The sequence below is a fragment of the Halorussus vallis genome, from assembly GCF_024138165.1.
GTDB classification, from domain to species: domain Archaea; phylum Halobacteriota; class Halobacteria; order Halobacteriales; family Haladaptataceae; genus Halorussus; species Halorussus vallis.
Genome location: NZ_CP100000.1, coordinates 3,419,799 through 3,446,072, shown reverse-complemented (window position 1 = coordinate 3,446,072; position 26,274 = coordinate 3,419,799). Strand labels below are relative to the sequence as shown.

Genomic DNA, 26,274 nt, shown 5'->3' with positions numbered 1-26,274 from the left:
AAGCGTTTCGGTCGGCTCACCCCCGGTCGGTCCACTCGACGCCGAGTCCCTCGTGCACGCCGAACTCCAGCGCGTTGACCAGGTAGTGGGCGACGACCACGACCAGCAGGCTCTCGGTGAGGACGAACGCCGCGGCCAGCGCGAACCCGAGCAGTCCCGTCACGGCGACGCCGCCCGGCCCCTGCGCGCCGTGACCGACCGCGAACGCGACCGTCGAGAACACTGCCAGTAGCCAGGGCGAGACGCCGAATCCCGCGGCGAACGCGCCGACCAGCGCGGCCCGGAACAGCAGTTCCTCGAAACCCGCGATGATGGGTAGGACCGCGCCGAACAGAAGCGCCCACCCCCGGGCGGTGTCGGGCGCGAGCGCCTCGCGCAGGCCCTCGGAGTACTCGATGCCGGCCGAGTCGGCGACCACCGACGAGAGTTCGTTGGCGACGTACAGCGCGACGCCGAGGCCGACGCCGACCGCCAGCGCGGGCAAACCGGTGCTCGTGGGGTCGCCGACGGTCACCCCGAGCGCGCTCGGCGGAATCCGGGCCAGCCACGCCGCCGCCAAAATCACCGCGCCGAATAGGCCCTGACTCAGCGCCACGTTCGCCAGGAGCGCGCCGGTCGATATGTCCTCGCGCTCGCGGACCCGCGGTCGCTCGCGAGCGCGCCGGGCCTCGGCGTCGGCCGCCCGTCGGGCGTCCCGCTCGGCAGGGTCGTCACCCCACGGACTCTCTACGTCCTGGGACCACGGCCCGTCGGCGGACTCCTCGGAGTGATTCTCTTCGATTTCGACGCCCGGCGGGTCGTTCCACTCGTTTCGGTTGCGGGCGTGGCGTTCGATGCGGGCCGCGCCGGTCGCGGGGAGCGTCGAGTTGCCGCGCTGGGAGTCGTCGCGCTCCGGGTCGGGGTCGGGTGGTCCGTCGCGGGCGTCGCTCGCGTCCGGGGTCTCGTCGTCCGGACTTTCGTCGTCCGGGCCGGCCTCTTCGCCTGCATCTTCGGCGTCGCCGCCCTCTAACATCGTCTGCGAGGCCCGTGCGAGCACGATGAGGGACGCGAGGACCAGCAACGTGACGACGGCGAACGACCCGTAGAACGGCGCGGAAGCCATCGACTCCACGTAGGGCGCGGGTGGTGAAAAATCGGGGGTATCGGCGTGCGGTCGGTCGCCGTTACTCGGCGACGGCCGCGAGTTCCTCGACGACGTGTTCGCAGAACGCGTCGAGGTCGTCGGGTTTGCGACTCGTCACCAGCGACCCGTCGGTGACGACCTCCTCGTCGACCCACTCGCCGCCGGCGTTCCGGACGTCGGTCTGCAGGCTGGGGTAGGACGTGAGCGTCCGGCCATCGACCGCGTCGGCCTCGACCAGCACCCACGGACCGTGGCAGATGACGCCCACGGGCCTGTCGTCGGCGACGTGCTGGCGGACGAAGTCGACGGCGTCCTCGTTCGCGCGGAGTTTGTCGGCCCCCACAGTACCGCCCGGGACGATGAGTCCGTCGTAGTCGTCGGGGGAGACTTCGTCGAACGTCGCGTCGACCTCGTACTCCTCGGCCCATTCGAGGTCGTTGTCGACGGTCCGGGCCTCGCCGGATTCGAAGCTCAGGACGTCGACCGTGGCTCCGGCGTCCGAGACGGCATCTTTCGACCGGGCGAACTCGACGTCTTCGGTGCCCTCGGGCGCGACGAAGACGGCGACCGTCGCCCCGTCGAGCGACTGCTGGCTGGTTTGGCTCATTCGAATCGAACTGAGGGACGGACGCGGAAAAGCCGACGGGCCGACCGCCCGAAGGCGAGTCGGCGGTTCCGAAGAGTCGTCCGTAGGTCACGGCGCGCGCTGGCGCGGTCCCGCGGTTTGGGGCCGCGCCAATACGCGCGAGGGATGAGCGAACGAGCGAAGCGAGTGAGGGAATCGGCTGGGGAGGCGTGTGGCGGTTGCGGTGCGGTACTCATCTGGGTCGTGTAAGTGGCGGTCTGCAGTGTGGTCGCGGTGGCGGTTTACGGTGCAGTAGCGGTTCGGTGGCGGTGGCAGTGCGGTCGCACAGTCACGGTCGAAAGCACAGAATCAGTAATGTGGCCGAGAACGCACGGAGAACGACCGAGACGGATAGAATCTAACGCTGAAACCGCGTTCAAAACGAGTTCTTGATCTTCTCGAAGAAGCCCTGTTCGACCTCAACCTCCTCACCGCCGGCCTCGGCGAACTCCTTCAGCGCCTCGCGCTGCTCCTCGTTCATCTCGGTCGGGGTGACGACCTGAACCTGGACGTAGAGGTCGCCCTGGCCGCGCCGTCGCAGGCGGGGCATCCCCTTGCCCTGGAGGCGGAACGTCTCGCCGCTCTGGGTCCCCGCGGGGACGTCCATCTCGACGCTCCCGTCGACGGTCGGCACCTCCACGGTGTCGCCGAATGTCGCCTGCGGGAACGAGATGGCGTGCTTGTGGCGGAGGTCGTCGCCCTCGCGCTCGAAGTCCGGGTGGTCCTCGACGGAGATCTCGATGAGGAGGTCGCCGTTCGGCCCGCCGTTGGGGCCGGGCGCGCCCTCGCCCTCCATCTGGAGGGTCTGGCCGTCGGCGATGCCCGCCGGCACCTCGACCGAGAGGGTCGCCTGGCGGCGGACCGTGCCGTCGCCGCCGCACTCCGAGCACGTCTCGGCGTATATCTCGCCCTCGCCGCCGCACCGCCGACAGGTCTGGGTCTGTTGGACCCGTCCGAGCGGCGTCTGCTGGACCTGGGTGACCTGGCCGCTCCCGTTGCACTCCCGGCAGGTGTGGGAGTCGGTGTCGGGCGGGTGGCCCTCGCCCTCGCAGACGTCGCAGCGTTCCGGCCGGCGGACGGTGACCTGTTGCTCGACGCCCTCGAAGGCGTCTTCGAGCGAGATGTTCAGTCGCGTGCGGAGGTCGCTACCGCGCTGGGGTCGGTTGGCCTGGCGGCCGCGACCGCCGCCGCCGAAGAACTGCTCGAAGATGTCGCCCATGCCGCCGCCCATTCCACCCTGGCCGCCCATGCCGCCGAAGGGTCCCTGACCGCCCATGCCGCCGGCGCCGGTCCCGCCCGCGCCACCGTCGAAGCCGCCGCGCTTCTCGGCCTGCTCGAAGCGGTCGTGGCCCATCTGGTCGTACGCCTGGCGCTTCTGGTCGTCGGTCAGCACTTCCTTGGCCTTCTTGACCTTCTTGAACTTCTCCTCGGCGTTCGGGTCGTCGCTCACGTCGGGGTGGTACTCGGTCGCCTTCTGTCGGTAGGCCTGCTTGATATCGTCCTCGTCGGCGTCCCTGCTCACGCCGAGTACCTCGTAGAAGTCCTCGCTCATTCGTTGTTCCTCGCTTAACGACGGAGTTACTTGAAGGGTCCGTTGGCGCGCCGGTTCGCCGGCGCGCCAACGGACGACGCGCGTCGTTCGTCGTCGCGCGTCGATTCGCCGTCAGTTCTTACTGCTCGTCTTCGTCGTCCCTACTGGTCTTCTTCGTCGTCGTCGACGTCCTCAAAGTCGGCGTCAACGTACTCGTCGTCGCCACCAGCGGCGCCCGCGCCGGCCTGGCCGCCCATGCCGCCGGGGCCGCCGGCCGCGCCGCCGGGACCGGCACCGCCCGGTCCGGCGCCGGCACCGCCAGCGCCGGCCTGGGCCTGCTGCTGGTACATCTGCTTGCCGATCTCCTGGAGCGCCTGGCTCAGGCTCTCGGTGGCGTCCTGAAGTTCATCGGTGTCTGCGTCCTCGTCGCCCAGCACTTCCTGGACGTGCTCGATCTCGTCGCGGATGTCGGATTCGAGGTCGTCGTCGACGTTCTCCTCGTTCTCCTCCAGCAGGGTTTCGGCGCGCTGGACCGCGCTCTCGGCCTCGTTGCGAGCCTCGATGCGCTCGCGGCGGGCCTCGTCCTCCTCGCGGTGCTTCTCGGCTTCCTCCTGCATCTCCTCGATCTGGTCGTCGGAGAGGCCCGCGCCGCCCTCGATGGTGATCTCCTCGGCGTTGCCCGAGCCCTGGTCCTCTGCGGTGACGTTGACGATGCCGTTCTCGTCGATGTTGAACCCGACCTCTATCTGCGGGGTTCCGGCGGGCGCCGGCGGGATGCCCGTCAACTGGAACTCGCCGAGCAGTTCGTTCTCCTCGGCGATCTCGCGCTCGCCCTGGAACACCCGGACCTGCACCGAGGTCTGGTTGTCGGCCGCGGTGGTGAAGATTTTACTCTCCTCGGTCGGGATGGTGGTGTTCTTCTCGATGAGGCGCTCGAAGAGGCCGCCCTTGACCTCGATACCGAGGCTGAGCGGGGTGACGTCGAGCAGCACGATGTCGTCGACGTCGCCGGAGAGCACGCCGCCCTGGATGGCCGCGCCGAGCGCGACGGCCTCGTCGGGGTTGACGTTCTTCTTCGGCTCCTGGCCGGTGAGGTCCTCGACCTTCTCGGCGACCTGGGGCATCCGGGTCGAACCGCCGACGAGGATGACCTCGTCGATGTCGCCCTTGTCGTAGCCCGCGTCCGAGAGCGCCTGCTCGGTCGGTTCTACCGTGCGGTCGATGAGGTCGGAGGTAAGGCTCTCGAACTTCGCGCGGGTGAGGCTATCTTCGAGGTGGACCGGACCCGAGTCGGTCGCGGTGATGAAGGGGAGGTTGACGTCGGTCTCCTTCCGGGAGGAGAGTTCGATCTTGGCCTCCTCGGCGGCGTCCTTGAGGCGCTGGAGCGCCTGGCGGTCCTCGCGGAGGTCGATGCCGTGGTCGTTCTCGAACTCCTCGGCGAGGTAGTCGATGATGGCCTCGTCCCAGTCGTCGCCGCCGAGGTCGTTGTCGCCGTTGGTCGCGACCACCTCGTAGACGCCGCCGCCCAGGTCGAGGATGGAGACGTCGAAGGTGCCCCCGCCCAGGTCGTAGACGAGAACGGTCTGGTCGGACTCGTCGTCGAGGCCGTAGGCCATCGACGCCGCGGTCGGTTCGTTGACGATGCGCTCGACCTCGAAGCCGGCGATCTCGCCGGCGTCCTTGGTCGCCTGGCGCTGTTTGTCGTTGAAGTACGCCGGGACCGTGATGACGGCCTTCTCGACGTCGTCGCCGAGGTACTCCTCGGCGTCACGCTTGATCTTCTGGAGGATCATCGCCGAGATCTGCTCGGGGGTGTACTCCTCCCCGTCGATCTCGACGGTGTAACCGTCCTCGCCCATGTGGCGCTTGATAGACTGAATCGTGCGCTCGGGGTTCTGGACGGCCTGGTTCTTCGCCGGTTTACCGACGAGTCGCTCGCCGTCGTCGGAGAACGCGACGACCGAGGGCGTGGTGCGGTCGCCCTCGCCGTTGACGATGATCTCCGGGTCGCCGCCCTCCATGACCGCGAACGCGCTGTTCGTGGTTCCGAGGTCGATTCCCAGAATCTTGTTACTCGCCATCTTGTCGGTATCTTGCGCGTTCGACCGTTTAAGCCTTGCTAGTTTCGGCGTTCGGCGCTCCAGACGGAACCCGTCGCCCGCTTGCGGTTTTTGAATCCTCCGCCGTCTGCCGATGTGGTACTTATATATCTGACCGCAATTCTACTCCTCCGCAGACGTATCACTGAAGAAATAGTTCCCGCGAGAGAAACGAGCCGCGTCTACTCGTCGCCCGACCCGTCGCTGACGGTGACCTTCGCGGCCCGGAGCACCTTCTCGCCCATCTCGTAGCCAGGCTGATAGACGTCCGCGACCGTGCCTTCCGGCTGGTCGCTCTCGACTTTCATCATCACCTCGTGGCGCTGGGGGTCGGTGTCAGCGCCGGGTTCGGGGGCGATCTCGTCGACGTCCTCGTCGGCGAACACCCGGTCGAGTTCCTTCAGGGTCATCTCGACGCCCTCCTGGAGGCTCTCGACGTTCTCGTGGTCGTCCTCGACCGCACGCACGAGGTTGTCGCGCACGTCGAGCAGGTTCTCCACGAGGTCCTCGGTCGCCCGCGCCTGCATCTGCTCCTGGCGCTTCTTCGCGCGCTTCTTGTAGTTCTGGAAGTCGGCCTGCTTGCGCTTGAGTTTCGACTCAAGTTCGTCGGCGCGCTCGCGGACCTCGGCCGTCTCGTCGGCCTCGGCTTCGAGGTCGGCGAGGTGAGACTCGAGGTCGTCGGCCAGCGAGTCGTTCTCGATGGCGACCTTGGCGATGAGCGAAGTGCTCTTCGGTCCCAGGGAGTCGTCCACGGCCTCTTCGTCGGCCTGGGTGTCCGCCTCGGCTTCGGTGTCGTCGGCGTCCTCTCGCACCTGCCCGGTGGCTTCCTCGTCGGTCATACGAGACACAAACGGTTGGGCGCGTTTAAGGATTCAGAAACGGTGTCGCGTTCGCGCGGCGTCAGGTGCGGACGAACCGCCAGACGAGAAACGCGGCGGCGGAGAGAATCCGACTCACTCCTGCGGCCGTTCGCGCTCGAACGCCGCCCGGACCTCGTCGCTGACGCCGAGTTCGTCCAACTCGGCGTCCACGTCGACGTCCTGGAACTCCTCGGCGCCCGCGGGCGTCCGCTTGAGCGTCTTGACGTGGTAGAGGTACGAGAGTCGGAGCAGCCAGATGGCCGATTCGACGTCGTCCTCGTCGGTGATGTAGCCGGTCGTCCACCCCGACTCGGGTACGACGTGGTGCTCGCCGGTCTTGCCCTCCGAGATGAGCTGGTCGCGGAGTCGCCTGGTGAAGGGAACGTCCACGATGCCCCAGCGGTGGACGTGACCGACCTCGCGCGGGCCGAGGGTGAACTCCCGGCCCTCGAAGCGGTGTTCGTTGGTGTTGACGTGGGGCCACGCCGCCACCTCCTCGATGATTCGGTCTACGAGCCTCGCCGTCTGGCGCTGGTCTCGTTCTCCCATAGTGTCCCTGTCGAACCAACGCTTTCGGGCAACTTAACCGACGTGCCCGAAAGCGGGGAGGGTCCGGCGACGTGGCCGCCCGACGGGAACGACCTCGCCCGTGCCAGGTCGCTCCCGTCGAAGGGACGACGGACCGCTTAAGCCGACGGAAACCCGAGGGACGACCAACAGTGTCCGAGGTCACGCTCACCTACGAGGAAGGGACGGTTCGAGTCGAGGACGACCGGTCCGAGGCGTCGACCCTCCCCCACACCGAGGCCGACGCCCGCTCGAAGACCCGGCGAGCACCCGGATTCCGCTACGCCGCCCTACGTGATTACCTCCGGGAGCGCGGCGTCCCCTTCGCCGACCGCGTGCTCGACGCACCGGACCTCCCCGAGATATCGTCGGACTACGAACTCCGGACGTACCAGCGCGAGGCCCTCGAAGCGTGGGAGGACGCCGACAGGCGAGGCGTCTTGGAACTCCCGACCGGGAGCGGCAAGACCGTCATCGGCATCGAGGCCATCGAGACGCTACGGACCGCCACGCTCGTCGTCGTGCCCACCATCGACCTGCTAGAGCAGTGGCGCCGCGAACTCGAATCGGAGTTCGACGTCCCGGTCGGCCAACTGGGCGGGGGCGAACAGCGCGTCGAGGCGCTGACCGTCTCGACGTACGACTCGGCGTACCTCCGGGCCGACGAACTCGGCGACCGCTTCGGCCTCGCCGTCTTCGACGAGGTCCACCACCTCGGCGGCGAGGGCTACCGCGACATCGCCCGCCTGCTGGCCGCGCCCGCCCGCCTGGGCCTGACCGCGACGTTCGAGCGCCCCGACGACGCCCACGAGGTGGTCGCCGAACTCGTCGGCCCGAAGGTCCACGCCATCTCGCCCGACGAACTCGCGGGCGAGCACCTCGCGCCCTACGATATCAAGCGCCTCGAAGTCGAACTCACCGACGAGGAGCGCGAGCGCTACGAGGCCGAGAACGAGGTGTTCACCGACTACCTGGTCCAGTCGAACATCCAGATGCGGAGCGGGAGCGACTATCAGGAATTGGTCAAGCGGTCGGGGTCTGACCCGCGGGCCCGAGAGGCCCTGCTCGCCAAACAGCGCGCTCGTGCGATCATGATGAATAGCGACGCGAAGGTCGAGGTCCTCGAAGAGATTCTAGACCGCCACCGCGACGACAGGGTCATCGTCTTCACGGCCCACAACGACCTCGTCTACCAGCTCTCGGAGCGATTCCTGTTGCCGGCCATCACCCACCAGACCGGCGCGGCCGAGCGTCGGGAGATTCTGGAGCGGTTCCGCGAGGGCGACTACTCGCGGGTCGTGACCTCGAACGTGCTGGACGAGGGCGTCGACGTCCCCGACGCGAACGTCGCGGTGGTGCTGTCGGGCAGCGGGAGCGAGCGCGAGTTCACCCAGCGACTCGGTCGCATCCTCCGACCGAAGGACCCCGCCCAGACAGAATCCGACGGCGAGGACGCCGAGGATGCCGAGAACACCGAGAACACCGAGAACACCGAGAGTCGTGCGGCGACCCGGTCGTCGCTCGGCGACAGCGCGCTGCTGTACGAGGTCGTGAGCGCCGAGACGGCCGAGGAGCGCGTCGCGGACCGCAGGCGGTAGTCGGGACGTTCGCGGAGAGAAACGAGACGGCAGCAGCGTCGGGACGGCGGTCCGGCCTACGACCGGACGTCGACTTTGAGCGTCCCCTTCTTCTCGAACTGCTCGAACGCGAAGTCGAACGACAGCCGGGTCGTCTTCGTCTCGCCGGCCGGAACGGTCACCTTCTTCGACCGCCGGGCGGCGTGGCCACCGGTCTCGACGGTGGCGTAGGCGGTTCCGGTCGCCTCCTTCGCGCCGCCGTTCTTCACGGTGACGAGGACGTCTAGCTTTCCGCCGTCGCCCTTCTCGTACTTGAAGTTCGATACCGAAAGCGAGGCGTTCCCTTCGGACGCTCCGCCCGAGCAACCGGCGAGGGGGACCAGGGTCGCGGCGGCGGCTCCGGCGGCGGTTCGTAGCGTGTCGCGTCGGCGCATGTTCCACCCCTCAGAGTCCAGCGGGATGAGCTTTCTGCATTCGGACCAACGCGGGTGACAGGCCCTGGGAAAGTAGATTTCGATGGAATCAGTCGTCCGACTGGTCGGGTCGATTTCGGGCGCTCGCCCGGCGAAGCGAACCGCGCTTCGCCCCCGGCGCGCGATGGCCCGACGCCTCCAGCGCGGGGCGTCGGCGACCCGACAACGCTCCCGGTGGGCGGTATCCGACCGCTTTTGTGCGCCGGACGCCAAGGAATCGGCATGCTCACCAAGGACCTGCTGCGGGTCTCCCGGGCCGGCGGCGGCTTCCACCCCCAGTTCGCCGACCGGGAGGACCGCCCGCTGGCCGCGCGGGTCCTCGGCACCTACCAGGGCCACGTCGGCGAGTCCCGCGAGACGCTAGACGCGGCGCTGAAGGACCTCGAAACCGACGCGGAGGACTTCAAACTGGTCCGCGGATTCGCCAAACTGCTGGAGCGCGAGGCGGTCTTCGAGACGCGCGCGCCGGTCGACCCGACGCGCGCCCGCCGGGTCGCCTTCGAGGAGGCCGAGGCGGTCGGCGCGGTCACGGCCGACGAACGCGCCGAGGTGCTCGCCCGCGCGGGCGAGCGCCTCGACTCCGGGTTCTCCGCCGGCGAAATCGGCGCCGACGCGGTGGCCGAATCGCTGTACGCCGACCTCGAAGAGCGCCAGGTGCTCGCCGAGTTCGACGCCCGGTGGGACCCCGACGAACTGCTGGCGCAGTACAACCTCTCGCTGGCCCAAACCGCGCTGTTCGACGCGACCGAACTCCGGGTCCGGACCGCCGACCCGAAGGCGCTGGTGTCGGCGGTCAAGCGCCTTCGGCTGATGTACGAAATCCGCAAGACCGACGACGGAGAAAGTCGAGAGCGAGGGGTGTCCGACCGCGAGGTCGTCGTCACCGGCCCGGACGCCCTCTTTCGCTCGACTCGCCGCTACGGCACCCGGTTCGCGCGCCTGCTCCGGACCGCGGCGAAGGCCGACTCGTGGACGCTCACGGCGACCATCGACGACTACGGCACCGACCGCGAACTCCACCTCTCGGACGACGACCCCGTGCGCGTGCCGGGGGTCGAACCCGTCGCGGAGGTCACCTTCGACAGCGGCGTAGAGGCCGACTTCGCCGCCCGCTTCGAGTCGCTGGGCCTCGACTGGGAACTCGCACGGGAACCCGAACCGCTGGAAACCGGCGCGCGCGTGATGATTCCGGACTTCGCCTTCGACTATCTCCCCGCGAGCGTCGCGAGCGGGGGTTCGTCGGACGAGTCCGACGGTGGACACGCCGACTTCCGGGTGTTCTTCGAGGTGATGGGCTTCTGGACCCCCGAGTACGTCGAGAAGAAGTTGAGCCAACTGGAGACGGTCGAGGACGTCGAACTGCTGGTCGCCGTCGACGAGAGCCTGGGCGTCGGCGAGGAGATCGCGGCCCGCGACCACCGCGCGATTCCGTACTCGGGGACGATTCGGGTCAAGGACGTCCGCGACGCGCTCCGGCGCTACGAGGAGGAACTGGTCGCCGAGAGCGCCGCCGCCCTGCCCGACGAACTGGCCCCCGAGGCCGACGTCGCGACCTTCGAGGCGCTCGCGGCCGCCCACGGCGTGAGCGAAGACGTAATCGAGGACAAGGCGTTCCCCGACCACGAGCGCGTGGGTCGGACGCTCGTCCGGCCGGCGGTGCTGGCGGAACTCGACGAGGAGATCGAGGCGGGCACGGACTACGCGGCGGTCGAGGACCTGCTCTCTGCCCGCGGCATCGAGGACGCGAGCGCGGTGCTGTCGGAACTCGGCTACGCCGTCGAGTGGGAGGGGCTGACCGGCGGGACGATACGAGAGAAGTGAGGTCCGGAAGGCGCGCGCTCAGAGGTCCCGCCGCCGGCCCTTCGGCACCAGACTCTGGAGTTCGCCGTGGAGGAACAGTCCCACGCCGAGCGGTTCGCGGTCGCCCGCGAGTTCGTGGGCCGCGACCAGATAGCCCCAGTCGCCGTCCCAGTCGATTTCCTGGTCGTCGCCCCGGGCGAACGTGCGGGCCTGTTCGCGGGTGAGTTCGACGACGTTCCGAGTCGCTTCGCGGCCGAACCGCTGGACCGCGTTCGTCGTCGGCTTCCAGTGTTCCTGGCGAGTCCGCAGGAACGCCATGCCGAGCGCCTCGATGCGGATCGGGGAGGCCGTGTCGCCGCGCAGAATCCAAATCTTGCCTTTCCCCTTCTCCCAGAACGTGTAGCCGTCGAACGTCTCGGGGTCGATTCCGAACCGCTCGTGCCACCAGTCGACGACCTCTCGTCTGCTGGCCCGTCCTTCGACCTCGCGGTCGTCGGGGGTCGCGGGCAGGCGGTCGAACTGCTGGCCGTCGTGCTTCATCCTTCCACCTCCAGTTTCGCGCAGAAGAACCCGCCCGTGTCTTCGAGGTGCGGGTAGAACCGCTTCGCCTTCCGGACGCTCTCGTCGTACTCCTCGCCGTCCCACTCGGTCACGCCCGGCCGGGAGTCGAGGCCGACCTCGAACTCGACGAGGCGGCAGTCCTCCTCGGCGAGCGCGTGGTCGAGCACCGCCTCGTTCTCCTCGGGCGCGAAGGTGCAGGTCGAGTAGACCACTGTCCCGCCCTCCTTCGTCGCCTGGATGGTCCGCCGGAGGATGCCCTTCTGGACGCCCGCGACGCTCCGGACGTGGTTCACGGTCCAGTCGTCGAGCGCCGTCGGGTTCTTCCGGACGGTGCCCTCGCACGAGCAGGGCGCGTCGACCAGCGCCCGGTCGAAGGCGTCGAGTTCGAAGGGTTCCAACGAGAAGTTCCGGGCGTCGCGGTTCGTGACCGCGACGTTGGTCGCACCGAGTCGCTCGGTGTTGAACCGGAGCGCCGAGAGCCGACCCAGGTTGTTGTCGTTGGCGACGACCAGTCCTTCGTCGTCCATCAGCGCCGAGAGCTGGGTCGTCTTGCCGCCCGGCGCGGCGCAGGCGTCCCAGACGCGCTCGCCCGGTTCGGGCGCGAGCACCTCGGCCGGAATCGCCGACACCTCCTCCTGGCCGTGAATCCAGCCGTGGAAGGAAGCCCACGTGCTGCCCGGGCCGTCGGTGTCGAGTTCGAGCACCGTCTCGGACCACTCGCGGTCCTCCCAGCCGACGCCCTCCTCGTCCAGGGCCGCCTTGGCGCGCTCGACGGTCGTCTTGAGGGTGTTGACCCGGACGACCGACGGGAGCGGGCGCCGGCAGGCCTCGCGGAAGGCGTCGAAGTCCTCTATCAGCGGTTCGTACCGCTCCAGTTCGTCCATCACCGGAGGCTTCGGGTGAGCGGCGTTTGTGGGTTTCGGAACCGACGAGCGTCAGCGGCGGGCCGACGGCAACTGCGGTCGGCCCGCCGCGACCCGGCCGTAGCCGTTACCAGTAGGACGCCCGTCACCCCACCCATGGCGAACGACTCCGACGACGGCGCCGCCCGCACGATACTCGACCCGGACGCGATACACGAGAGCCGAACCGGCTACTACTTCGACTGTCCGGAGTGCGGGTCGCCGGCGACGATACAGAACATCATCGAACACGAGCGGTGCAACGGCTACCTGAACGAGCAGGTCGAGGGAATCGACTTCGATGTGGAGAACGTCGAGTGCACGGCGAGGCTCCGACTCGAACTGGCGTACACCTCCGACCCGGACGACGAGGGGTGGCCGGACCAGGGGAAGTGACCGGCCGAGGACCCGAGGGAGTCCGGACGGCGACGTTCGAAATCGTTTTATTCTATTCATGAATCCGTGCGGTCATGAACCGTGGCGGACAGGACGGTCCGACCCGAAGCCTCGTCCTCCGACTGGCGCTGCTGGCGCTCGTGGTCGCGATTCCGGGCGTCGCTCCCTTCGGGACCGGCGTGCTCCGGAGCGTCTCGACCGGGTTGGACCCTAGCAACGTCGCAGCGTTCGACCCTCTACCGCTGCTCGCGGGCGGCCTCCTGGTCGCCGGGGGCGTGCTCGTCGTCCGGTCGGGGTGGCACCCGCTCGGCGGTTCCGCCGACGTCGAAACCGGTCTGCCGACCGACGCGTTTCCCTGCCGGGGGTGCGGCCGCGACCTCGGGCGCTACCGCGCGAAGTGCCCCCACTGCGAAACCCGCGAACCGGTCGCGGAGCGGTGAGCGTCCCCCGACCGGGGGGCGAAACGCTGCGCGAACTGTGTTCCGTACCTCGACGGTCCCCCGGTTTTATGCGGTCGCTGGCCCATTCTGTACGCATGGCAACCGTCACCGTGCGCGCCGAGGACGTTGAGCTTGACGAGCCGACGATGGTCGAAGGGCTGCCGGGCGTCGGTCTGGTCGGCAAACTCGCCACCGACCACCTGGTCGAGCAGTTCGACATGACGTACCTCGCCAGCGTCGACTGCGAGGGGCTCCCCCAGATTTCGGTCTACGAGGAGGACAACCGCGAGGTCCGACCGCCGGTCAGGCTGTACGCCGACGAGCGGAACGACCTGTTGGCGCTCCAGAGCGACGTGCCGGTGTCGGCCTCGGCCGCCACGGAGTTCGCCGCCTGCGTCACCGACTGGCTGGCCGACCGGGAGGCCACGCCCATCTACATGAGCGGTATGCCCCACCAGAAACAGCCCGACGATATTCCGTCGCTGTACGGCGTCGCCAGCGGGACGGCGGGCGAGTTGCTCGACGAGGTGGACGTCGGGACGCCCGACGAACGCGGCGCGATCAGCGGTCCGACCGGGGCGCTCCTCTCGGAGGCGGCCGACCGCGACCTCGACGCGCTCGGACTCATCGTCCAGAGCGACCCGCAGTTCCCCGACCCGGAGGCGGCCCATATCCTCATCGAACAGGGCATCGCACCGCTGACCGGCATCGAGGTCGACACCGACGACCTCGTCGACCGGGCCGAGGAGATAAGCGAGCAGAAAGAACAGCTCGCCCAGCGCATGCAGGAGGCCGAGTCCGACGAGAGTTCGCAGGCCCAGCCGCTCCGGATGTTCCAATAGGACCCCACCTTTTTTCGTCGTCGGGTCGCTGATTCGCCGAAGGCGAATCAGCCACCGCTCCTCGAAAAAATCTGGACCAAAAAAGCACACGCGCTCAGGCCGAGTCGCCACGGCGACTCGGCCTGAGCGCATCTTCGGGGTTTCTGGTGCGCGCGCCTCCGGCGCGCTGTCTGGTGGATTGTCCGGCCGAGCTATGCAATTCTGTGGGCCGTAGTCGCCACCAGACTCATTCGACGCCGCGCCGTATCCCGGTTGACCGATGCGCGAGATACGGACTGAACTCGAAATCGACGCGCCGTCGGACGTCGTCTGGGACGTACTCACGGACCTCTCGACGTACCCGAAGTGGAACCCGCACGTCACCGCCGCGAACGGCGACCTGCGTGAGGGGTCCGAGGTGGACATCAAGGTCCAACCCGGCGGGTCGCGGAGTCGGTCGATGAACGTCACCGTGACCGCCCTCGAACCCCGGCGAAAGCTGGAGTGGGTCGGGACCGTCCTCTCGCCGTGGCTGTTCGAGGGTCGGCACACGTTCGAACTGGAACCGCTCGGCGACGACCGCACGCGGTTCGTCAATCGCGAGCGCCTCAGGGGTGTCCTCGTCCGGTTCGTCGTGGCCGACGACGCCGAGCGCGACTACGAGGCGATGAACCTGGCGCTCGCAGAGCGAGCAGAAAGTCGGTATGCGGCCGAAACCACGTCCGAGCCCTGATTACTTGACTCGCTTGCGCAACTCCTCGACTTGGTTCTCGATGCGCTCCAGCGCCACGTCGGCGTTCATGTAGCCCTTGTCGTACTCGCCGAACACGGTGTCAGTCTCCCGCAAGAACTCTTCGACCGCGTCTTCGGTGTCGTCACTCATATCGCCACAGAGGTACGAGAGGGGGAAAGGTCTGATGGAGTCGCGCTCGCGCAATCTTCGCTAACGTCCTGCAGGGCGCGAAGCGCCCGCACCAGCAGTCGAAGATGCGAGTGAGACGGCCGCGCATCACGCGGCCGTCTCACTCGCGTGTGCTTTTTTGGTCCAGATTTTTTCGAGGAGCGGTGGCTGATTCGCCTTCGGCGAATCAGCGACCCGACGACGAAAAAAGGTGGGTGTTAGTACTTAGGCTCGGCCCCGGTCGTCGCGTAGACCTCGTCCATGATGGCGTCGCGGCGGTTCTGCCAGGCGGCCAGTCCGTCGGGGTGACGCGGGTAGGTTTCGTAGTGGTCGATGAGGTCGTCGGCGCTGCGCTTGGTCTGGTAGAGGTCGTAGATGAGGTCCCAGTGACCCCACGACTTGATGGCGGTCTGTATCTTGAGTAGCGCGCCGATGTTGGCGCTGCCCGAGTAGAGCGCCTCCGCGAGCTTCTGGGCGGGGAGCGCGGCGAGGAGGCTCATCAGGTCGTCGACGTCCACCGCGGTCGAGAAGACGTTGTACACGTCGAGGCCGGCGTAGCGCGCGCCGAAGTGGTCCATCACGCGCTCGTTGTACTCCCAGAGGTTGGCCTCGCCGGTGTCGCCGTCCTCGATGGCCTCGATGGCGGCCTCGGCGGCGTACTTGCCGGCGTAGGCCGCGCCGGCGATGCCCCCACCCGTGGTGGGGTTGACGTGGCCCGCGGCGTCGCCGACCGCGATGAATCCGGGGGCGACCGCCGAGTCGTATGGCCGCCGGGTGGGAAGCGCCGCGCCGAGTTTGTCCTCGACCTTCGCGCCGCGGAACTCCGGCCGATTGCGGAGGTCGCGCTTGAGGTCCTCGACGAGTTTCATCGGCTCCTCGTTCATCTGGAAACCCAATCCGGCGTTGATCTCGGTGTCGGTCCGCGGGAAGTACCAGAGGTAGCCCGCGGCGCGCTTGGTGGGCTTGAACACCAGCGCGTCGTCCCACTCGACCGGTTCGTCGACCCGGACGATCTCGCGGTAGGCCGAGCAGAACTGCGAGTAGGTGACGTTCGTGTCGAAGGTGGCGTCCTCGAGGTCGGCCTTGTCCTGCAGGATGGACAGCGACCCCGCGGCGTCGACCACGACGTCGGCGTTGTACCGCTGGACGCTCCCGTCGCGCTTGCCCCGGACGCCGGTCACGCGCCCGTCCTGGCGCTGGGTCACGTCCTTGACGACCGTGTCGTAGTGGAACTGCGCGCCCGCCTTCTTCGCGCCCTCGATGATGAGTCGGCCGTACTCCCAGCGGTCGATGACCGCGAGTTCGCCGGGGACCGGAATCTCCAGGACCGTGTCCTCCTGGGGAATCTCGAAGCGCCCGTGGTCGACGTCGGTGTTGGTGAACGCCGACTGAATCTGGGACTTGGGAATCGACTCGGGGAACGCGTCGGCGCCCTTGAGGGCGTCCCCGCACGCGATGTGGCCCGCTTCCTCCTCGCTCTTGCGTTCGACGACGACGACATCGTAGCCCGCTTCGGCGGCGGTGGCGGCGGCGTAACAACCGCCGGTCCCGGCGCCGACGACGACGATGTCGTGCTCGTGCGTAGCCATGTCTTCGGCTACGCGACGGAAGGGGCAAAACTCTTTATACCGGAATCTGTCGGCTCGGCGGGGCCACAGCGACCGACGGCGGGCATAAAGAGTGAAGTGACGGAGTTTCGTACCTCGCGGTATGACCGAGTACACCGTCGAGTTCGTCGGGACGGGCGAGACCATCGAGGTTTCCGACAAGGAAACCATCCTCAAGGCCTGCATCGAAGAGGGCGTCGCCCAGGAGTACTCCTGCCGCGTCGGGATGTGTCTGGCCTGCTCGGCAGAGATCGTCGAGGGCGAGGTCGCCCAACCCGTGGCCGCGGCCCGCGGCCTGACCGACGAGGAGGCCGAGGACTACGCGCTGACCTGCATGGCCCGGCCCGAGAGCGACCTGAAACTCGACCGCGGGAAGTACCCGCCGAGCATCGAGGAGGACGCCGAGGCGACGAGCGAACCCGCGACCGCCGCCGACGACGACTGAGCCGCGCTACTCGCGATTCTTCTCGAACCACGCCGCGCCGTAGTCGACCAGCGCCCGCTGGTCGAGGAGCGCCGCGTTCGCACGACCGACCCGCCCGCGCGCGACCGCCTCCGGGCGGTCGCGCTCGAAGGCCTCGCCGACCCGCCGGAAGTCGCCCGAGTCGTAGTCGATCTCCTCGAAGGAGATCCACTCGCGCTCGCCGTCGGCCGATTCGGTTTCGTCGCCCGATTCGGTCACGTCGGCGATGCTCGGTTCGCTCCCGTCGTCCGGCGCGCCCTCGGCGCTCGATTCCGCCTCGTCGTCCGGCGCGCCCGTCCTGCGGCGCAGGACGGGCGCGCCGTTGGTCACGACCGTCCGCTCGTAGTCGGCGCGGTGTTCGGCGAGGTGGAGCGAGGTGTTGCTGTCGTGGTCGGCCCCGAGTAGCAGGACGAACCCCCCGCGGTCGTACACCCGCGCGAGCGGCGACCGCTCGCCGAGGCCGTGGTCGACGCCGTGGTCGCCGACCACCTCGTCGGCGTCGGCGCCCCACGCCGCGAACGAGTAGGTCGGGTGGCGACTCCGGACGACGTCGGGGTACGTCCGGAAGCACTCCGGAATCGCGCCCATCCCTCGCGTCGGCGTGACGGTGGGTCGGTACGGCGGCATGGAAGCCCGGACGCTCGTCTCCCAGTCGTCCGGAATCGGCGGATTCTCCCAGTCCGCGGGGTCGGAGTACTGGGTCGAGTGGGTCGGCATCATGAGCGTCCCGCGTTCGGTCACCGCTTCCATCAGCGCGTCGACGACGGTCGGCGCGCCGCCCGCGACCCACCCGAGTTCCGACAGCGACGAGTGGACGAGCACTGTCTCGCCGGTCACGCCGAGTTCCCGGAGGTCGTCGGCGAGTCGCTCGACCGCCAGGGGTTCGTCGGCCCGCTCGACCGCCCGTGCTTCCCCCGATTTCGACGAGTCGTCGCTCACGGCGGACGCTCCATCGAGAACCGCTCGTCGGTCGTCGCGTACAGACTCCCCGACAGTCGGCCCAGCGCGTCGAGTTTCTCCACGTCGACCGCCCCGTCGGTCGTCACCTCGTCGGCCACGTGGACCCACTCGACCTCGCCGAGCACCATGGTCGACCCGCCGATAGAGAGCATCTCGTACAGCGAACACTCGAAGGCGACGGGCGACTCGGCGACCCGCGGCGGGGAAACCCTCCGCGACTCGGCCCGGGTCAATCCGGCGCGGTCGAACTCGCTCTCGCCCGCCGGGAGGGTCGCGCTCGTCTCGTTCATCGCCTCGGCGAGGTCGGCGGTGACGACGTTGACCACGAACTCCTCGGTTTCGCGGACGTTCCGGGGCGTGTCTTTCAGCCCCTCCGGCGATTCGGGGTCGTCCACCGGCGCGAACATGACCACCGGCGGGTCGACCGCGACGACGTTGAAGAAGCTGTACGGCGCGAGGTTGTCCACCCCCTCGGGGTCGGTCGTGCTGACCCACGCGATGGGCCGGGGGACGACCGCACCCGCGAGCGTCCGGTACAGCGACGGCACTGCGTCGGGGTCTACGTCCATATCCGTGGAAAGGTCCGGGTAACCCTGGGCGTTGTGGTTTCGGCGATTCGGCGGGGCGTTCTCCGGCGCGACGAACCGCGAGGACGCGACGAACAGCCCACGACTGCGACTGCGCGACGGAGCTTCCGATAGGCACCGTCAAAACCGGCCGAGGGCCGCTGGCCTCGGTCCGTCGGGCGCGGAACTCCGCGCCCGACGGACCGAGGCGGAATATCCACGGCGTAATCGCGTTCCGTGGCCGGGATTCGGGACACCGACTCCCCCGAATCTCCTTAGCGACCCGATAGGAAAAGGCCTGGACGTACTCGTCGGTTCCGTAACCCGTCTCGACCGTCGTTGCCGGTACGACCGTCCTCGACGCCGGTCGGCCAATTCTGTCGGTCGCCGACGGGTAACACGAAACTGATACGCCATGTTCCACAACACACGCAGGGCGAACGCGATGCTCGCCGTAGCGATGGTCGCGTCGGTGGTCGTCGGTTCGTTCGCGGTCGGCGCCGTCGCATCGAGCGGCGGCAGCGCCAACGAGAGCGCGGACGCCGTCGCGGTGACGGCCGTGTCCACGGACGTCGAAGACGGTATCGCGAAGTACCGCATCACGAACCGCGGAGAACAGCGCGTCGACATCTCCTACCGTCTCGAAAGCTGAGGGCAGACTCGCCGGCTCGAGAACCAGAACGTGACGAGCAATCGGACGTACGAACTCGCGCCGGGCGATAGCTTCACGGAGCACTTCAGCTCGGACGACATCCGGAACGACTCCTTACTCGTCTACCGCGACGGCGAACAGATAGCGAACGTCGAGACGAGCGAGAAGCGGCGAGAACTCGGCCACCCGGACCGCGAGGACATCTCGCTGTGGGCGAACGGTCTCGACGATGAGGACGACCTCCTGACGCTTCGGCTCCGGAACTGGAACGACGGGAGCGTCGAGGTGACGCTCGAGGCGAACGACACGGACCGGAACTGGACCTACACGCTCCCTGCGCGGAGCGGGACGTACGTGAACATTCCAACCGGCGAGGAAGAGAACGTCGAAATCGTCGGCTACCACAACGGGTCGCGAATCCCCGCCGGCTGGGGTCACACCAGCGACGCGGCAGTGGACCAGGCCGAGAGCGTCCCCGCCGAGGCCGTCGGCACGAACGTCACGTGGACCGCGCTCGCCGTGGACCACGAGGACGACCTCGCCGAGTACCGCATCGCCAACCCGACGGACGAGTCGATCACCGCCACCTACGCCGCCCCCAACACGAGCGTCTCGGGCACTGTCACGGTCGAGTCGAACTCCGAGAAAACGTTCGTCGTCCGGCACCCGGCGGCGGCCGAGGGCAGTGCGAACCTCTCCGTCGACGGCGAGCAGGTGTTCGGCCAGACGACGGGTATCGCCTTCAGCGCCGACCTGGACGAATCGAACGCGCGCGGCGAGTCGGACGACTCCACGGACTCCGACGACTCCGGCGGTTCCGAAGACTGCTGAGTCAGCGGTCGGTACGACGATGCCGTCGGCGCCCGAATCGCCGACGGCGCGTACCGAGTTCGCGGCCGACCTCCCACTCACTATCTTCTCGGTCGCCGCCGAGTGCGAACGTGACCGCCCGCGAGCACCGCGTCCCGAGTCGGTTCGCCGTCCCTCGGCGAACCGTGACGAGCGAGCCACCAGACCAAAGAACGTTCGGGACCGATTAGCACGCATGGTAGACGAGGAAACCGCCCAAGGCGAGACGAACCGCCGCGAAGAGATGCAGGCGGAGCGCGACGAGGAGGTCGAGGAGGAACTGGAGCGCGTCGACGAGGAGATGGACCCCGAGGAAACCGAGCAGTCCGACGCCGCCACGCTCCCCGACGACGACGCCGAACACGACCGCAAGGACGGTCGACACGTCGAAACCGACGAGGAGAACGACGGCGCGTAGTTCGATTCGGTTCGGCTCGGTTCGGCTCGGTTCGGCGTTCCTCGACGATTCCCTCTTTTTCGGCGATAGTCCGGACGCGGACGCCCGCTCGCGCACCCCGAACGCTCAGTCGGCCGCGTCGACCGCGCAGTTGTTCGGCCCGAGTTCCCACTCGAAGGCGGTCTCGTCGTCGGCGTCTTCGCGGCCGAGGTTCGCCGGAACGATGCGCTCGTAGTTGGCGGGGCGGGGCGGCAGCGACTCCAGCACCCGCTCGACGAACGCCTCCCGGTCGTCTGGGAGCGCGAGCGCGGCCCGGACCTCCTCCAGGCGGGCGGTGAAGGTCCCGTCGGCGGCGGGTTCGGCGGTCGGCGTCCGGTGGCCGGGCGCGAGCAACGTCTCGCCGGGCAGCGAGAGGAGTCGCGTCCGGAGCGTCTCGAACTGGGCGGCCGCGAGGTCGGCCGCGCCCTCTTCGCCGCTCTCTAAGTCCGGGCGGCCGAAGCTCTCGGCGAACAGCGCGTCGCCGGAGAACAGCAGGTCGACGGGCTGGTCCTCGCGGTCGGTCGTCGGCGCGGCGTCGTCGGCGAGGAGGCGGAGCGCCGTCAGTTCGGTCGTGTGGCCGGGTGCGTGGACCGCCCGGAGGACGGCGTCGCCGACTTCGAGTTCCTCGCCGTCGTCGAGCAGGTGCGCGTCGAACGCGAGGCCCCGGTCGCGCGCACCCGCCGGGAGGACCGCTTCGACGCCGTCGCCCTCGGCGGCGAGCGCCCGGACGCCAGAGAGGTGGTCGGCGTGGACGTGGGTGTCGACGGCGAAGACGAGTTCCGCGTCGAGTTCCGCGGCGTCTTCGACGTACCGCCGCACGAAGGCGCGTAACGGGTCGACGACGACCGCTTGTCCGTCCGAAACGACGAGGTAGGAGAGACAACCGGTCGCCGGCCGATCGTACTGGCGGACCGTCACGCCCGTGGTCGGAAGTTCCCGGGAGACGTAGACGCGCGCCCAGCCAGCCATGCCGTCCGAGAGGTTCCGGGCGTCCAGGCCCGTCTCGCGCAGCGCGTCTGCGACCGCGGCGCTGGTTTCGCCGCGGGCGCAGACGACGACCACCGGTTCCTCGAGGTCGAGGTCCGCGGCGAAGTCGCCGACTTCGCCGCGGGCCTTCGCGGCCGCGAACTTCGCGTACGGGACGTGGACGCGCTCGACGCTCTCGCCCTCCACGCGCCACGACTCGAACTCCTTGCGGTTTCGGAGGTCGAGGAGCGTGACGCGCTCGCCGGCGGCGATCCGCTCGTGGAGTTCGTCGGACGTAATCGACGACTCCTCGGCTACGTCGGTCATCGGAGATACTACGCGCTCGGCGAGTAAAAAGTGCGCCACGCTCGCGAACTTTCAAGCGTCGCGACGGCGTAGCGACGGCCATGGAACCCGCGAGCTTCGTCGACGCCGTGAGAGAGGCCAAGGCCACCGAACTCGACCGGCTCGGCTCCCAGCAGTCGGTCGTCGCGCTCACCGACGCCGACCTGACGACCGAGGCGGTGCTGGGCGCGCTCGCGCGAAGCGAGGCCGCCGCCCGCGAGACGTTCTCGGGGTGGGCCGAAACCGAGGCCGACGAGGAGGCCCGCGAGGCGTTCGCCTCGCTGGCGCGCACCGAGGGCGACCACTACGACCGCGTGGTAGCGGAGTTGGACGGCGAGGACCGGGACCTCGACGAATCACCGGGCGAGGTCGACCCGATGCACGAACACTTGCGCGGGCTGAGTACGACGGTCGAACGCGCCGCAGGACTCGTCGGCCGGTCGCTGGTCGGCGACCGCGCCCAGGTCCAGGTGGTCAACTTCTTCGTCAACGAGGCCGACGAGCGCCGGGCCGACGTCGTCCGGGAGTTGCGGGCCGAGACGCGCCAGGCCGCCGAGGAGGGCGCGAAGCTACTGGCGACGCGCTGCGACGGCGAGGACGACTGGGAGCGCGCCCGCGACGTCGCCGAGCAGACGGTTCGGGTAGCCTACGACGACTACGCCGAAACCCTGGAGGGGATGGGACTGGACCCGAAGCCGCTGTGTTGACTGGCGTCGCGGCCGAGTGAGCGAACTGCGGACGTCAGCCGTTCGGCGTGCCGAACGACGGGCATCCGTCGCCCGACGGTCGATTGGTGCAACGGTTCTTTCAGTCTCCCCAAGGGGTTTAGCGACCGCTGTCGCACCCCGGGTATGAGCCTCGACCGCCGCGACGTGCTCGCCCTCTCGAAGGCCCTCGCGGTGAGCGGCCTGCTCGCCGGCTGTACCGGCACCGAATCGGCCCCCGGGACGACCGCGAACCCCGAGAAGACCGTTCGGCGAACGACGATCCCCGTAGCGACCGACGAGACGGACGACGCGCCCCAGAGCCCGACCGAAGCCGTCATCGCCGGCAACACGGCGTTCGCGCTCGACCTGCTCGACCGCCTCGCCGGCGAAGCCGACGACCCGAACGTGTTCGTCTCGCCGTACAGCGTCTCGACCGCGCTGGCGATGACCTACGCCGGGGCGCGCGGGTCGACGAAGATCCAGATGCGAGAGACGCTGCACTTTCCCCGGAACAGCGTGCACGCGGCGTTTCGACGACTCCGCGAGCAGTTCGCGGCCTACGACGCGCCAGAGACGACGACCGGCGGGACCGAAAACGGCGGGGACGACGCGACCGCAGAAACCGAGACGACACCGGCGTACCGCGAGGCGACACCGTTCGAACTGTCGACCGCGAACGCGCTCTGGGGCCAGGAGGGCTTCCCGTTTCGGGAGTCGTTCCTCGAACTCCTCGACCGGAACTACGGCGCGGGCCTCCGGTGCGTCGACTTCGCGTCGAACCCCGAAGCGGCGCGCCGTACGGTCAACGACTGGGTCGCCGAGCGGACCCAGGGGAAGATACGCGACCTGCTCGCCCGCGGAGTCGTCTCGACCGCGACTCGGCTGATTCTGACCAACGCGGTCTACTTCCGAGCGAACTGGAAGACGCAGTTCGCCGCGGAGAACACCGAGGACGGTACCTTCGCGGCGCTCGACGGGACCGAGGCGACGGTGCCGCTGATGTCCCAGCGCGAAATCTTCCCTTACGCGTCCGCGGACGGCCACCAGCTAATCGAGTTGCCCTACGCCGGCGAGCAGGTGGGGATGGTCGTCGTCCTCCCGGCGGAGGGGGAGTTCGAGCGGTTCCGCCGGTCGCTGTCGGGCGACCGACTCTCGGAACTCGTCGGGTCGCTGGAGCCCCGCGAGGGGTCAATTACGCTTCCGCGGTTCGAGTACCGCTCGAAGTTCGCGCTCTGGGAAGTGCTCTCGGACCTCGGGATGGCCGCGGCGTTCGGTGCCGGCGCGAACTTCTCGGGGATGACGGACGGGGAGGGTGACAACTCGCTCGGCATCGACGACGTGATCCACCAGAGCTTCGTCAGCGTGGACGAGCAGGGGACCGAAGCGGCCGCCGCGACGGCCGTCGTCGCCGACACGGCCGCGCAAACCTCCACGGGCGAGCCGTTCGAGATGGTGGTCGACCGGCCGTTTCTGTTCTTCATCAGGGACCGCGAAACTGGAACCCTGCTGTTCGCCGGGCAGGTCGCGGACGCCGGCGCGGCCCAGTCGAGCGAGTAGACGAATCGGCGCAACGCATTACTCCTCGGCGAGGCCACACCGAGTCATGACCGAGGAGAACCTCCGGCACACCTACCTCGCGGCCATCCAGCACGACAAGGTCGAGATTCCGGACGAGGCGGCGGTCTTCGGCGTCTGCCGCCGGCCGACCCGGTGGCTCAACGCCGCGATAGACGAGAACCTGCCCGCCGTCGCGCCGCCCGACCACCTGCTCTCGGCGGCGAAGATTCTGACCGAGGAGCGCGGCCACAACGAAGCGTGGGACGCGCTGAACTTCGACGAAGTGTACCGCGAACACCTCCGGTCGTCGCCCGACGCCCAGCAAACGATGGACCGGATTCGCGAGGTCGCCGAGTCGCGGCCGGTCTACCTCGTCTGCTTCGAGAACCTGGACGACAAGCGGTGCCACCGGGTCGCGCTGGTCGAGGAACTCCGGAAGGGGACGTAGACGGACGGCGGACGCTTGAAGCCCGGGCGCCGACGCGACTGCGTCGGCGCCCGGGCTCCAGGTGTCTGGACTCACGTCCGACCCGAATCGACCGCTTCCCGCAAGCCTAACTGTCCCCGGCCCCTACCTCCGGTCAATGACCGAAACCGAGAAGGCCACCCTCGCGGGCGGCTGTTTCTGGTGCATCGAAGCGGCACTCGAGGAACTCGACGGCGTGACCGATGTCACCTCGGGCTACGCCGGCGGCCACGTCGAGGACCCGTCCTACGAGGCGGTCTGCTCGGGCGACACCGGCCACGCCGAGGTCGTGCAGGTCGAGTACGACCCCGACGTCGTCGCCTACGAGGACCTGCTGAAGGTGTTCTTCACAATCCACGACCCGACCCAGCTCAACCGCCAGGGGCCGGACGTGGGCACCCAGTACCGCTCGGCGGTCTTCTACCACGACGACGCCCAGAAGGAAACCGTCGAGGCGTTCGTCCGGGAACTCGAAGCCGAGGGCGCCTACGACGAGGGAGAAATCGTCACGGAGATCGAACCGCTGGAGGAGTTCTACCGGGCCGAGGAGTACCACCAGAACTACTACGAGAAGAACCCCAACGACCAATACTGCTCGATTCAGGCCGAGCCGAAGGTCCAGAAGGTTCGCGAGAAGTTCAAAGACAAGGTCACGCAGTAGTCGACGCGCCGCGTCCGGGAAAACCGCCCGGCGTCACACTGCCACGGTCGTACCGAACGACTCCGCCACCGTCTCCCGTCGGAAGCGCCACGCGACGTAACTTTTCAAGATTCACGGGGTAGTCGCGCTCCTTTTCCGTCTCGCGACCCTGAACGTCCCGACATGGCGACCATCGCGGAGTTCACCGTCCCAACCGACGACTTCCCGCTCGGTCGGATATTCGAACACCTCCCGAACGCGACGGTCGAACTCGAACGCGTCGTCCCGACGAACGAGTACGTCCTGCCGTACTTCTGGATTCGCAACAACGACGCTTCGCACATCGAAGACGCCCTCGACGACGAAACCGCCTTCGAGTCGGTCGCGCTCATCGACGACCTCGACGACCGCGGTCTGTTTCGAGCGACGTGGAATCAGAGGGTCGAAGGCGTCCTCACCGCGATCACGGAAGCCGGTCTCACGCTACTGTCGGCGGTCGGGACCGGCGAAATCTGGACCTTCGAATTTCGCGCCGAGGACTCGGACGCGATTCTGGCGTTCCAGCAGTACTGCGCCGACCGCGACATCGACGCGCAACTCGTCCGACTCAAATCGCTCGCCGAGATGGAAGCGGGCGACGAGTACAACCTCACCTCGAACCAGTACGAGGCGTTGCTCCTGGCGGTCAACGAGGGATACTACGACGAATCGCGGAAGACGACCCTCGAAACGCTCGCCGACCGACTCGACATCTCGCGGCCCGCGTTCGCCGACCGCCTTCGACGAGGAACGCGGAATCTCCTCAAGAGCACCATCGCGCATTACACGCCGGGAGACGACGCCCCGGATTGACCGCTACTTGAAAGGCTTCCATAGTTAACGGTAACTGGCAACCTCACTCCACGCCAAACAATCGTTATCTATGAGCGAGGGTTCTCTTACTGGCGAGTCGGCGAAGGCCGAGAGCGTCGCGCTGGACTACCACCTCGGCGAAGGGGAGACGGTGGCTGACGCAGTTCTCAGTGCGGTCAGGGAGATTAGCGGTCGCCCTTCGGCTCCCCGGAGCGAGGATGTCGCGACCGACGGTGAGAGCAGATGTCTTCCGCCGCTTTTCGACGCAGTGAATCCGGACGCGCTCGACGGTCTCTGCTCCGGGTCGTCCGACCGAGACGTGGAAGTTTCGTTTCCCTATGCCGGATACGAGGTGTCCGTTACCGGCACGAACACCGTGTCGGTACGCGAGCTTTCGCCGGACCGCGAACCTCGCAAATGAGAGGGGGCCTCTGTAAAGAGTGCCAACGTGGATTCGGAGAGTACGTGAGTACCGAGGAGACGGAGGGCGGATTCAGCGCGCACGTGTTCGAATGTTCGCGCTGTGAACATC

The 26,274-nt window shown here is 68.1% G+C and carries 30 protein-coding genes; 16 read left to right on the top strand and 14 right to left on the bottom strand.

What is annotated here, in order from left to right; translation table 11 throughout:
- Nucleotides 1–16: 16 nt before the first annotated feature.
- The 6 genes from NGM07_RS17435 to NGM07_RS17410 form a co-directional block, all read right to left on the bottom strand.
- Nucleotides 17–1,102, bottom strand: a complete 1,086-nt coding sequence (locus tag NGM07_RS17435; RefSeq protein ID WP_253513851.1) for a CPBP family intramembrane glutamic endopeptidase — start codon at nt 1,100–1,102, stop codon at nt 17–19.
- 61 nt (nt 1,103–1,163) lie between these two features.
- On the bottom strand, nt 1,164–1,730 hold the full coding sequence (locus tag NGM07_RS17430) for a type 1 glutamine amidotransferase domain-containing protein (RefSeq protein WP_253513848.1): 567 nt from the start codon (nt 1,728–1,730) through the stop codon (nt 1,164–1,166).
- Between the two features lie 394 nt (nt 1,731–2,124).
- Entirely contained in the window at nt 2,125–3,300 is a 1,176-nt protein-coding gene (dnaJ, locus tag NGM07_RS17425; protein ID WP_253513846.1) for a molecular chaperone DnaJ, read from the bottom strand.
- Nucleotides 3,301–3,440: 140 nt separating this feature from the next.
- Nucleotides 3,441–5,360, bottom strand: coding sequence for a molecular chaperone DnaK (gene dnaK, locus NGM07_RS17420; RefSeq protein WP_253513844.1), 1,920 nt, complete (start codon nt 5,358–5,360; stop codon nt 3,441–3,443).
- 200 nt (nt 5,361–5,560) lie between these two features.
- Nucleotides 5,561–6,217 (bottom strand): nucleotide exchange factor GrpE, encoded by a 657-nt coding sequence (locus tag NGM07_RS17415; RefSeq protein WP_253513842.1) that lies wholly within the window; start codon nt 6,215–6,217, stop codon nt 5,561–5,563.
- Nucleotides 6,218–6,331: 114 nt separating this feature from the next.
- Nucleotides 6,332–6,787, bottom strand: coding sequence for a luciferase domain-containing protein (locus tag NGM07_RS17410; protein WP_253513840.1), 456 nt, complete (start codon nt 6,785–6,787; stop codon nt 6,332–6,334).
- A 170-nt stretch (nt 6,788–6,957) separates the two neighbouring features.
- Here NGM07_RS17410 and NGM07_RS17405 point away from each other — a divergent pair, with 170 nt between their 5' ends.
- Complete coding sequence (locus NGM07_RS17405) at nt 6,958–8,403, top strand: DEAD/DEAH box helicase family protein (protein WP_253513838.1); 1,446 nt, start codon at nt 6,958–6,960, stop codon at nt 8,401–8,403.
- 56 nt (nt 8,404–8,459) lie between these two features.
- On the opposite strand, the gene NGM07_RS17400 is transcribed toward NGM07_RS17405, so the two are convergent.
- Nucleotides 8,460–8,816 (bottom strand): hypothetical protein, encoded by a 357-nt coding sequence (locus NGM07_RS17400; protein WP_253513836.1) that lies wholly within the window; start codon nt 8,814–8,816, stop codon nt 8,460–8,462.
- 261 nt (nt 8,817–9,077) lie between these two features.
- Between NGM07_RS17400 and NGM07_RS17395 the strand changes: the two genes are divergently transcribed.
- Nucleotides 9,078–10,676: a DUF790 family protein gene (locus tag NGM07_RS17395; RefSeq protein WP_253513835.1), complete on the top strand. Its 1,599-nt coding sequence runs from the start codon at nt 9,078–9,080 to the stop codon at nt 10,674–10,676.
- Between the two features lie 18 nt (nt 10,677–10,694).
- Here NGM07_RS17395 and NGM07_RS17390 read toward each other — a convergent pair whose 3' ends face one another.
- Both NGM07_RS17390 and NGM07_RS17385 read right to left on the bottom strand, forming a co-directional pair.
- Nucleotides 10,695–11,195, bottom strand: a complete 501-nt coding sequence (locus NGM07_RS17390; protein WP_253513833.1) for a DUF7122 family protein — start codon at nt 11,193–11,195, stop codon at nt 10,695–10,697.
- Nucleotides 11,192–12,100: an RsmB/NOP family class I SAM-dependent RNA methyltransferase gene (locus tag NGM07_RS17385; RefSeq protein WP_253513831.1), complete on the bottom strand. Its 909-nt coding sequence runs from the start codon at nt 12,098–12,100 to the stop codon at nt 11,192–11,194. Before NGM07_RS17385 ends, NGM07_RS17390 begins: the two co-directional genes overlap by 4 nt.
- Nucleotides 12,101–12,235: 135 nt before the next feature.
- Between NGM07_RS17385 and NGM07_RS17380 the strand changes: the two genes are divergently transcribed.
- The 4 genes from NGM07_RS17380 to NGM07_RS17365 all read left to right on the top strand — a co-directional run bounded on the left by NGM07_RS17380 (nt 12,236) and on the right by NGM07_RS17365 (nt 14,508).
- The gene (locus NGM07_RS17380; protein ID WP_253513829.1) at nt 12,236–12,514 is read left to right on the top strand and encodes a hypothetical protein; all 279 of its coding nucleotides are present in this window, start codon (nt 12,236–12,238) and stop codon (nt 12,512–12,514) included.
- Between the two features lie 74 nt (nt 12,515–12,588).
- Complete coding sequence (locus NGM07_RS17375) at nt 12,589–12,954, top strand: hypothetical protein (protein WP_253513827.1); 366 nt, start codon at nt 12,589–12,591, stop codon at nt 12,952–12,954.
- Between the two features lie 95 nt (nt 12,955–13,049).
- Nucleotides 13,050–13,796, top strand: coding sequence for a proteasome assembly chaperone family protein (locus NGM07_RS17370; protein ID WP_253513826.1), 747 nt, complete (start codon nt 13,050–13,052; stop codon nt 13,794–13,796).
- Between the two features lie 259 nt (nt 13,797–14,055).
- Nucleotides 14,056–14,508, top strand: coding sequence for an SRPBCC domain-containing protein (locus NGM07_RS17365; RefSeq protein ID WP_253513824.1), 453 nt, complete (start codon nt 14,056–14,058; stop codon nt 14,506–14,508).
- Here NGM07_RS17365 and NGM07_RS17360 read toward each other — a convergent pair whose 3' ends face one another.
- Entirely contained in the window at nt 14,509–14,658 is a 150-nt protein-coding gene (locus tag NGM07_RS17360) for a hypothetical protein (RefSeq protein WP_253513823.1), read from the bottom strand.
- A gap of 236 nt (nt 14,659–14,894) precedes the next feature.
- Complete coding sequence (locus NGM07_RS17355) at nt 14,895–16,265, bottom strand: geranylgeranyl reductase family protein (protein WP_253513821.1); 1,371 nt, start codon at nt 16,263–16,265, stop codon at nt 14,895–14,897.
- A gap of 121 nt (nt 16,266–16,386) precedes the next feature.
- Here NGM07_RS17355 and NGM07_RS17350 point away from each other — a divergent pair, with 121 nt between their 5' ends.
- Entirely contained in the window at nt 16,387–16,728 is a 342-nt protein-coding gene (locus tag NGM07_RS17350) for a 2Fe-2S iron-sulfur cluster-binding protein (protein ID WP_253513819.1), read from the top strand.
- 6 nt (nt 16,729–16,734) lie between these two features.
- On the opposite strand, the gene NGM07_RS17345 is transcribed toward NGM07_RS17350, so the two are convergent.
- Together NGM07_RS17345 and NGM07_RS17340 are read right to left on the bottom strand one after the other, a co-directional pair.
- Nucleotides 16,735–17,685 (bottom strand): AAC(3) family N-acetyltransferase, encoded by a 951-nt coding sequence (locus NGM07_RS17345; protein WP_253513817.1) that lies wholly within the window; start codon nt 17,683–17,685, stop codon nt 16,735–16,737.
- Nucleotides 17,682–18,275: a flavin reductase family protein gene (locus NGM07_RS17340; protein WP_253513816.1), complete on the bottom strand. Its 594-nt coding sequence runs from the start codon at nt 18,273–18,275 to the stop codon at nt 17,682–17,684. The genes NGM07_RS17345 and NGM07_RS17340 overlap by 4 nt, the downstream gene beginning before the upstream one ends.
- Nucleotides 18,276–18,687: 412 nt before the next feature.
- Between NGM07_RS17340 and NGM07_RS17335 the strand changes: the two genes are divergently transcribed.
- From NGM07_RS17335 to NGM07_RS17325, 3 genes are all read left to right on the top strand, one after another.
- Nucleotides 18,688–18,924, top strand: coding sequence for a hypothetical protein (locus NGM07_RS17335; RefSeq protein WP_253513814.1), 237 nt, complete (start codon nt 18,688–18,690; stop codon nt 18,922–18,924).
- A 30-nt stretch (nt 18,925–18,954) separates the two neighbouring features.
- The gene (locus NGM07_RS17330; RefSeq protein WP_253513812.1) at nt 18,955–19,755 is read left to right on the top strand and encodes a hypothetical protein; all 801 of its coding nucleotides are present in this window, start codon (nt 18,955–18,957) and stop codon (nt 19,753–19,755) included.
- A gap of 214 nt (nt 19,756–19,969) precedes the next feature.
- A complete protein-coding gene (locus tag NGM07_RS17325; protein ID WP_253513810.1) occupies nt 19,970–20,191 on the top strand; it encodes a hypothetical protein in 222 nt (73 codons plus the stop codon).
- A 105-nt stretch (nt 20,192–20,296) separates the two neighbouring features.
- Here NGM07_RS17325 and NGM07_RS17320 read toward each other — a convergent pair whose 3' ends face one another.
- Nucleotides 20,297–21,502, bottom strand: a complete 1,206-nt coding sequence (locus NGM07_RS17320; RefSeq protein ID WP_253513809.1) for an MBL fold metallo-hydrolase — start codon at nt 21,500–21,502, stop codon at nt 20,297–20,299.
- Between the two features lie 80 nt (nt 21,503–21,582).
- On the opposite strand from NGM07_RS17320, the gene NGM07_RS17315 reads away from it, so the two are divergent.
- The 6 genes from NGM07_RS17315 (at nt 21,583) to NGM07_RS17290 (ending at nt 26,163) form a co-directional block, all read left to right on the top strand.
- Nucleotides 21,583–22,227, top strand: a complete 645-nt coding sequence (locus tag NGM07_RS17315; RefSeq protein WP_253513807.1) for a rubrerythrin family protein — start codon at nt 21,583–21,585, stop codon at nt 22,225–22,227.
- A 144-nt stretch (nt 22,228–22,371) separates the two neighbouring features.
- On the top strand, nt 22,372–23,784 hold the full coding sequence (locus NGM07_RS17310) for a serpin family protein (protein WP_253513805.1): 1,413 nt from the start codon (nt 22,372–22,374) through the stop codon (nt 23,782–23,784).
- A gap of 46 nt (nt 23,785–23,830) precedes the next feature.
- Nucleotides 23,831–24,232: a DUF488 domain-containing protein gene (locus tag NGM07_RS17305; RefSeq protein ID WP_253513803.1), complete on the top strand. Its 402-nt coding sequence runs from the start codon at nt 23,831–23,833 to the stop codon at nt 24,230–24,232.
- A 136-nt stretch (nt 24,233–24,368) separates the two neighbouring features.
- Nucleotides 24,369–24,911, top strand: coding sequence for a peptide-methionine (S)-S-oxide reductase MsrA (gene msrA / locus NGM07_RS17300; RefSeq protein WP_253513801.1), 543 nt, complete (start codon nt 24,369–24,371; stop codon nt 24,909–24,911).
- Between the two features lie 162 nt (nt 24,912–25,073).
- Nucleotides 25,074–25,742, top strand: coding sequence for a helix-turn-helix domain-containing protein (locus NGM07_RS17295; RefSeq protein ID WP_253513800.1), 669 nt, complete (start codon nt 25,074–25,076; stop codon nt 25,740–25,742).
- A gap of 70 nt (nt 25,743–25,812) precedes the next feature.
- Entirely contained in the window at nt 25,813–26,163 is a 351-nt protein-coding gene (locus NGM07_RS17290; RefSeq protein ID WP_253513798.1) for a HalOD1 output domain-containing protein, read from the top strand.
- Nucleotides 26,164–26,274: the final 111 nt, after the last annotated feature.